Annotated in this window: 8 protein-coding genes; 4 read left to right on the top strand and 4 right to left on the bottom strand. The window is 45.1% G+C overall.

What is annotated here, in order from left to right; translation table 11 throughout:
• The 4 genes from B2575_RS02015 to B2575_RS02000 form a co-directional block, all read left to right on the top strand.
• Positions 1-192 (top strand): ABC transporter permease subunit (locus B2575_RS02015; protein WP_296239989.1); only part of this gene is annotated, 192 nt, incomplete at its 5' end.
• A 141-nt stretch (positions 193-333) separates the two neighbouring features.
• Positions 334-1,248: an ABC transporter permease gene (locus tag B2575_RS02010; protein ID WP_201560334.1), complete on the top strand. Its 915-nt coding sequence runs from the start codon at positions 334-336 to the stop codon at positions 1,246-1,248.
• Position 1,249: 1 nt separating this feature from the next.
• Positions 1,250-2,332, top strand: a complete 1,083-nt coding sequence (locus tag B2575_RS02005; RefSeq protein WP_265089716.1) for an ABC transporter ATP-binding protein — start codon at positions 1,250-1,252, stop codon at positions 2,330-2,332.
• Complete coding sequence (locus B2575_RS02000) at positions 2,329-3,300, top strand: peptide ABC transporter ATP-binding protein (RefSeq protein ID WP_296239987.1); 972 nt, start codon at positions 2,329-2,331, stop codon at positions 3,298-3,300. The genes B2575_RS02005 and B2575_RS02000 overlap by 4 nt, the downstream gene beginning before the upstream one ends.
• A gap of 12 nt (positions 3,301-3,312) precedes the next feature.
• Here B2575_RS02000 and B2575_RS01995 read toward each other — a convergent pair whose 3' ends face one another.
• The 4 genes from B2575_RS01995 to serS all read right to left on the bottom strand — a co-directional run.
• Complete coding sequence (locus tag B2575_RS01995) at positions 3,313-4,365, bottom strand: nuclease-related domain-containing protein (RefSeq protein ID WP_201560336.1); 1,053 nt, start codon at positions 4,363-4,365, stop codon at positions 3,313-3,315.
• 75 nt (positions 4,366-4,440) lie between these two features.
• Complete coding sequence (locus B2575_RS01990; RefSeq protein WP_055125127.1) at positions 4,441-5,097, bottom strand: LysE family translocator; 657 nt, start codon at positions 5,095-5,097, stop codon at positions 4,441-4,443.
• Positions 5,098-5,230: 133 nt separating this feature from the next.
• Positions 5,231-7,228: a transketolase gene (gene tkt, locus B2575_RS01985; RefSeq protein WP_201560337.1), complete on the bottom strand. Its 1,998-nt coding sequence runs from the start codon at positions 7,226-7,228 to the stop codon at positions 5,231-5,233.
• Between the two features lie 256 nt (positions 7,229-7,484).
• The coding region (gene serS, locus B2575_RS01980; protein WP_296239983.1) for a serine--tRNA ligase at positions 7,485-8,279 on the bottom strand (795 nt) is incomplete at its 5' end.

The following is an 8,279-nucleotide window of genomic DNA, read 5'->3' as shown; positions in this document are numbered from 1 at the left end:
GGGGCTATTATCACTGAGACTATCTTTAGTTGGCCAGGTGTTGGTAATTGGCTGCTCGATGGGTTTTTCACTCGTGATTATCCTATCGTGCAAAACGGTATTTTATTGGTCGCCACCGCCCTGATTTTAGTTAGTTTATTTATTGATATTTTGTATGGTCTTATCAATCCGCGTATTCGACATACTTCTTAATTTAACATTGATAAATACTCATATTATAAATAGTGGTTATTGGTGTTTGTATGGTCTTGAGTGAGTTTTAGCACATTTTAAATGCTTGCTAAAAACGAGGCTGACATACTTTCAACGCGCTAGCCACTATAGGAACTGCTCATGAAGCCTTCTGTTCTTCCCTCTGATGTCAATCTTATGGCCGCCACACCGCCGTCATCTTGGCAGCTATTTTTATCGACGTTTTGCCGAAATAAAGGCGCGGTGCTTGGTTTTATGGTACTGGCATTGATGGTCATTATTGCCATCCTTGCGCCTGCCATTGCGCCCCATGACCCTTACGAGTTGTTTACTGGTCAAGAGCAGTTGCCGCCTGCCTTTCTGGATGGCGGCAATACAATGTTTTGGCTAGGCACGGATGATGCTGGACGAGACACCTTGTCTCGAGTGATGTATGGCGCGCGTTATTCTCTATTTATCGGTCTGAGCGCGACGACTCTTGCCATGTTAGTCGGTGTTTCATTAGGACTTAGTGCTGCATTTTGGCCCAAGGTTTGGGGCAAAGCGGTCATGCTGGTCAATGATATCTTGATGTCTTACCCGAGCTTACTGTTGGCGATCATCATTGCCGCTATCTTAGGGCCTTCTATGACCAATACGATTATTACGATCGCCTTGGTCTGTACGCCACCTTTTATTCGTTTGACTCGTGCTACCGCGATGGTAGAGCTACAGCGTGAATACTTTATCGCTTCGCAAGTGATGGGTGCTGGCGTGTTGCGCTTATTGTTTATCACCATTTTGCCCAACTGTATGGCACCGCTTATCGTACAAGCAACGATGATTTTCTCTTCTGCTATTTTAGAAGCAGGTGCAATTGGTTTCTTAGGCTTTGGTGTACAGCCACCCGATGCTGAATGGGGTGCAATGCTTGGTACGGCACGTCAATATATTCAAAGTAATGTTTGGCTAGCGATTTGGCCCGGTGTCGCTATTTTCTTAGCCGCATTGTCAATTAACTTGACTGGTGATGGCCTACGCGATGCGCTAGATCCCAAATTAAAGCAGGTGACCTAAGATGACTGAACCATTAATTAAAACGCCTACCACTCACACTTCTATGAATGACGCATCAAAAAAAGAATCACCATTATTGTTAGATATTGAAAATCTTTCGGTTACTTTCGGGCAAGGGGTGCGCGCTTTTCGTGCAGTCGATGATGTATCATTGAAAATCGCACAAGGCGAAGTCATCGCAGTCGTGGGTGAATCTGGCTCGGGTAAGTCGGTCACTATGATGGCACTGATGGGGCTACTGCCACCCTCTGCGACCGTGCGTTCCAAGCGTGTTATGTTCGATGATAAAGACATGCTCAGTATGTCAGCAAAAGAAAAACGCGGCATCATTGGCAAAGACATCTCAATGATCTTTCAAAATGCCATGTCTTGCTTAAATCCAAGCTTCACGGTTGAGATGCAACTGGGTGAAGTCTTACGCAAGCATCTTGGTCTGCGTGGTTCAGCCGTACAGACACGTATCTTAGAGCTGTTAGAGCTGGTCGAAATGCCCGATGCCAAAAATCGGCTCAAGGTTTATCCACATCAGTTATCAGGCGGTATGAGTCAACGAGTTATGATTGCGATGGCAATTGCTTGTGAGCCCAAACTACTCATCGCCGATGAACCTACCACCGCGCTCGATGTCACCGTACAAGCGCAAATCATGGACTTGCTAAGCCGATTGCAACGCGAAAAACAGATGGCAATGATACTGATTACCCATGACTTGGGTTTGGTCGCGCAAAACTCGCGTGATGTCGCGGTCATGTATGCCGGACAAGTGGTCGAAACCAGTACCGTGCCGGAGATTTTTCAAAAGCCTGCTCACCCTTATACTGAGGCCTTGCTGCAAGCCATCCCAGAGCTGGCTATCGGTCAAGACCGTCTGAACAGCTTGCCCGGTGTCGTACCCAGCCAATACGATCGCCCGAGTGGTTGCTTGTTGTCTCCTCGCTGCCCGTACAAAGAGCCTGCCTGTGAAGTGCCACCGCCCATATTGGATACTCCTAATGGCAAAGTGCGCTGTATTCATCCAGAATTACCGAGCGCTCCTTCTCACCTATCTACCTCTCACGCTGCTACCTTGGAGTCACAAGTATGAGTAATAAAGTGGTCCTAAAAGCAGACAATCTACACAAGCATTACCCAGTATCGCAAGGGTTGGGTAAAGCAAAAGCATATGTTAAGGCTTTAAATGGTGTGTCTTTCGAGCTACAAGCTGGCAAGACGCTAGCCGTTGTCGGTGAATCAGGCTGCGGTAAATCTACCCTTGCCCGCCAGCTCACACTTATCGAAAAGCCTACTGATGGTGAGCTATTTATCAATGATGAAGCCACCACTGGCTATAGTAGAAAAGCGTTAAAAGAGCTGCGTACTGAAATCCAAATGGTCTTTCAAAATCCTTATGGCAGCCTCAATCCGCGTCATACTATCGGCTATCAATTGACAGAACCATTGGATATCCATACCAAACTGTCTAAAGACGATAAGCGTGACAAAATCAATGAGATGATGCGAAATGTGGGTCTGCGCCCCGAACATGCTGGCCGCTATCCGCATATGTTTTCAGGGGGTCAGCGCCAACGCATTGCCCTCGCCCGTGCCATGATGCTCAACCCCAAGATTGTCGTCGCTGATGAGCCTACTTCCGCGCTCGATGTATCGATTCAGGCACAAGTCTTGAATCTGTTTATGGACTTGCAGGATGAGTATCGTACTGCTTACGTCTTTATCTCGCATAACTTATCGGTCGTACGTCATGTCGCTGATGATGTGATGGTCATGTATTTAGGTCAAGCGGTCGAACATGGCCCGAAAGAAGCGATTTATAATGCACCAAAACATCCGTATACCATCGCCCTCTTGGCTGCTGCGCCCACGGTAAATGGTCATAAGAATGATTTGACCCTACAAGGCGAGTTACCAAGCCCGCTCAATCCACCGACTGGCTGCGCCCTGCGCAAACGCTGCCCATATGCCAAGCAGCAATGCAGCGAGATAGAGCCGCAACTGCGAGAGTGGGACGGTCGATTGGTTGCTTGTTTACGTTTAGAAGAAATCTATGGATAAGACCATTAACGACTAATCAATATTTACCACGCCCCAACATTTAGGAAATTTGCTACAACCAAAAAAGGCCTGACCTTGATTCAGGCCTTTTTTTGCAACACGTTCAACCATTTCTCCATGACATTTTGGACAGGTAGGTACTTGCTCTGGAACAACTGTATGATTGGTTGCACTAGACTTGCTCGTCTCACGCTCATTAGTTTTAAGGTCATTGCGCAATAGCTCAGACTCTACAACCTCAAACGGTGTAAGAAACACTTTATTAGCCATATCATATGGTGTATTTGTCTGCTGAGTACTAAAACTATCAATTGGTAAATCGCTAGATTCAATTTCAGTTTGACCAGACCATTGCAGCACTTCTCGGCTTTTCAGCGCGGCTCGTTTAGTGGTTTCTTTTACGATCGGCTCAGATATTGGTTTATTAGACATTTTGGCAACTGGTTTATCATTGGCGTTACCGCTAGGCTGCTTGTTTGTATTCTTGCTTGGATTGCTATGCTTGTCTTTTAGATAGGCTTTATGCTCTCGGTTAGTGCGCCAAGATTTGCTAAATCTGTTACTATTAATCTGCTCAACGATAGACTTGACCTCGTCTTCAGTCAGTATCTCATCTTGTTTCTTCTTTACATAAGACACCATCCCACTCGTCAATACATGCTCGGGCAACTCATCACGAGTTTTCAGCTCACACTCACCGATGAAAGCAACCATCGAATGAAAATAGCTCAGCTCCAAGCCCAATAAATCTGCAAGCGTCTTAATGTGCAAGTAGTTTTGGCGTAATGGGTTCTGGAATTTGAATTTACTTCCATTCGGGAAAGCTTGCGTCCACTGCTTTTGCTTTTCGCTACCATATATCCAGCCTTTATAGTTTTTGGTTTCGATGACAAAGATGCCGTATATGGAGACGATAATATGATCAATTTGGGTACTACCACCGTTGGCTCTTGGCAAGGTAATACCGTTTAATCGGTGATAGATATTTTTGTCTAGTTTTAACCACATGGCGACATTGATAACGGTCTCGCCTAGAAAGCCTTTAAAGGTGGATTTGATGGACATGGTTTTTTTCTTGAAAGTGGTTATGAAAAAATAAATAACGTTCAATATCAATATACTAATTACTTTTGGTTAAAATTACCGATCTACAATTGCTGTTCTGACGATAGTTAAACCAATGACGCCAAGCAATGCCCCTGTAACTTTATCGATGTAATAAGCAACTTGGGTAAATTTAGCGCGTACTTTGCGAGTCGACAATAGAAATATGACAGCAGTGTCCCACGCGAATACCACAACAGTCATCCAAATACCTAAGCCCAATTTGAACACAAAACTTATTTCTGGTGTCAACACTACAGTGAATAAACTGAGATAAAAGAGTAGATTTTTAGGATTAAATATTCCAGACAAAAACCCTGCAGTAAATTCTTTTAAAAAAGTTGTCTTAGGTATATTTGAATGGGCTGATTGGGCTACCTGAAATTGGTCATACGCATCTTTTCGTGCGCGTAACGCCTGTATCCCAAGGTACATTAAAAACAACCCGCCAATGATTTTTAGCGTAATCATAATAGGTGCAGAGGCGGCTAAAATTGAGCCAACACCAATTAGACATAGACCAATGTACACTGCATTAGCAAAGGTGATACCGAGCGCAACCCCTATTGCGTCTTTACTGTCGTTCTTAATCGCACTCTTTACGATCAATACAAAATCTGGTCCAGGACTCAATAGTGCAAGAAAATGCGCCAAGCCGACCGTGATAAAAATACTCAACAAATCCCAGTTCATAATTATTCCGTACTCTGTTTTTTTTAATTATGGACTAAATACCACTATGAATACACTGATTATTTAGCCAATAAAAAGAGCCACCAGATTTCTCCGGCAGCTCTTTTTTTAAATACTGACTAAGTTAGGTTTATTACACCAAACTATTTACCGCTTCAACCACAGCGTCGGTAGTGATACCAAACTCTTTGTATAACTGATCTGCAGGAGCAGATTCGCCATAGGTAGTCATGCCAATGACTTTGCCATCTAGACCAACGAACTTATACCAGTAATCTACATGAGCTGCTTCGACTGCGACGCGAGCACGAATATTGCTTGGTAATACCGCTTCACGATAGCTAGCATCTTGCTCTACAAAGATTTCTGCACATGGCATAGATACCACACGGACACCAACACCATTTGCGCTCAACGTCTCATACGCTTCCATCGCTAGGCCAACTTCTGAACCAGTGGCGATGATGATCGCTTGTAGCTCGCCCTGCTCTTTCGCCAATACATAACCACCTTTGGTGATATTCGCTACTTGCTCGCTATCACGTGCTTGATGTGGCAAGCTTTGACGACTAAAAATCAATGCTGATGGATTATGTTCAGACTTAATGGCCTCAACCCAAGCACTCGCAGATTCGGTCGCATCACACGGACGCCATGTGCGCAGATTTGGCGTGGTACGTAAGCTAGTCAATTGCTCAACTGGCTGATGCGTTGGGCCATCTTCACCCAGACCGATAGAGTCATGCGTATAGACATGGATGACGCGCTGCTTCATAAGTGCGCCCATGCGTACCGCGTTACGTGCGTATTCCATAAACATCAGGAACGTCGCTACGTAAGGGATAAAGCCGCCATGCAATGCGATACCATTGGCAATCGCAGTCATACCGAACTCACGTACGCCATAATAGATATAGTTGCCGTCAGCGTCTTTTTCGATGCCCTTAGCGCCTTTGAATAGCGTCAGGTTCGAGCCAGCGAGATCCGCTGAACCGCCTAGCAATTCTGGCAATAATGGCTGTAAAGTATTGATGGCGTTTTGACTGGCTTTACGACTGGCGACATCACCACCCGCTTCTTGGGTTTGCTGAATATAGGCTTGTGCTTGGCTATCAAAGTCAGCAGGCAAATCACCATTTAGACGGCGTAGTAATTCAGCGGCTAATTCTGGATAGGCTTTTTTATAAGCGTCAAAGTCAGCTTCCCAGTTCTTTTGTTGTACGTCGCCTTTGGCTTTGGCATCCCACGCTTCATAGATTTCATCATCTAATTCGAATGGGGCATGCTTCCAAGACAATGCATCACGAGTCAAGGCGATTTCGTCATCACCTAGTGGTGCGCCATGACTGGCTGCTAAGCCTTGTTTGTTCGGGCTACCCGCGCCGATTGTGGTTTTACAAATCAGAAGACTTGGTTTAGTAGTCTCTTTTAGCGCTTGTTCAGTTGCCTGCGTGATCGCATCCGCATCATGACCATCGACTTTGATAACTTGCCAGCCATAAGACTCAAAACGCGCTTGCGTATCATCTGTGAACCAGCCTTCGACATTACCATCGATAGAGATACCATTGTCATCATAGAAGAACACTAACTTGCCAAGACCTAACGTGCCAGCCAGTGAACACACTTCATGACTGATACCTTCCATCAAGCAACCATCGCCTAAGAACGCATAGGTATTATGGTCAACGATGTTGTGGCCATCACGATTGAACTGTGCCGCTAGCGTTTTCTCTGCAATCGCAAAACCAACCGCATTTGCGATACCCTGACCTAGTGGACCCGTCGTCGTTTCAATACCGGGGGTATAGCCAAGCTCAGGGTGACCTGGGGTTTTCGAATGCAATTGACGGAAACCTTTCAGATCATCAACGCTGACGTCATAACCAGATAAATGCAGCAATGAGTAAATAAGCATCGAGCCATGACCGTTCGATAAGACAAAGCGGTCACGGTTGTGCCACTGTGGATCTGTTGGGTTGTGCTTCAAAAACTTGCGCCACAGAACTTCAGCAATATCGGCCATACCCATTGGCGCGCCTGGATGTCCAGAGTTGGCTTTTTGAACCGCATCAAACGACAGTACACGGATGGCATTGGCTAATTTACGTTCGCTAATTGGAGCTGGCATAGAGTGTCCTAGTATTGGGCTAAGAGGAGAGTTTACTCAAAGGAGTATAAGCATAAGGACGCCAAATGCGCCCCTAAGTTATAGACTATAAAATCAAAGTGCAATATTAACATATTTGCTATAGGGCTAGCTAAGAAATGGTATGACAGAATCGTTTGTGTTTAACAATTATTCATATCAGTTTTATCAAACTACTCTATATTGAAAAGCTGTGAGTCATCTTAGTAACTCACAGCTAGTATAAGCAATATAGCTATTAAACTAAAATAGTCTCAGCACCGCCCATAAACGGACGCAACACTTCTGGAATAGTAATACTACCATCAGCATTTTGATGATTTTCCATCACTGCCAATAGCGTACGACCCACTGCCAAGCCTGAACCATTTAGCGTGTGTGCTAGGCTGGTTTGTTTGCCGTCTTTGACACGTGTGCCCATACGGCGCGCTTGGAAGTCACCGCAGTTAGAGCAGCTAGAGATTTCGCGATAGGTATCTTGGCTCGGTAACCATACTTCGATGTCATAAGTTTTTTGTGCTGCAAAACCCATATCACCCGTACATAGCTGCACCGTGCGGTATGGCAGGTTTAATTGCTGCAAGATGTATTCGGCTTGTCCAGTCATTGCTTCAAGCAAATCATCAGATTGCTCAGCCGTCGCAATATTGACCATCTCAACTTTTTCAAACTGATGCTGGCGGATCAGACCACGAGTATCACGACCATGAGAGCCTGCCTCACTACGGAAACAAGGCGTGTGCGCGGTAAACTTAAGTGGCAGCTCGCTAATATCTAAACGCTCACCGCGTACCAAGTTGGTCATTGGCACTTCGGCAGTAGGAATGAGATAAAAGTCCATGTCTTCGTTGTTTGTATGATTTTTCAGCTTAAATAAATCATCTTCAAACTTAGGCAGCTGCCCCGTACCTTTGAGACTATCTGAATTCACAATATAAGGCACATAGGTCTCAAGATAGCCGTACTTCATGGTATGGGTATTGAGCATAAATTGAATCAACGCGCGATGCATTTGCGCCAACTGTCCTTTTAG

This window comes from Psychrobacter sp. UBA6739, assembly GCF_002453835.1.
GTDB lineage: Bacteria > Pseudomonadota > Gammaproteobacteria > Pseudomonadales > Moraxellaceae > Psychrobacter > Psychrobacter immobilis_A.
The sequence above is the reverse complement of the archived record's forward strand: the minus strand, read 5'-3'. Positions and strand labels throughout refer to the sequence as shown.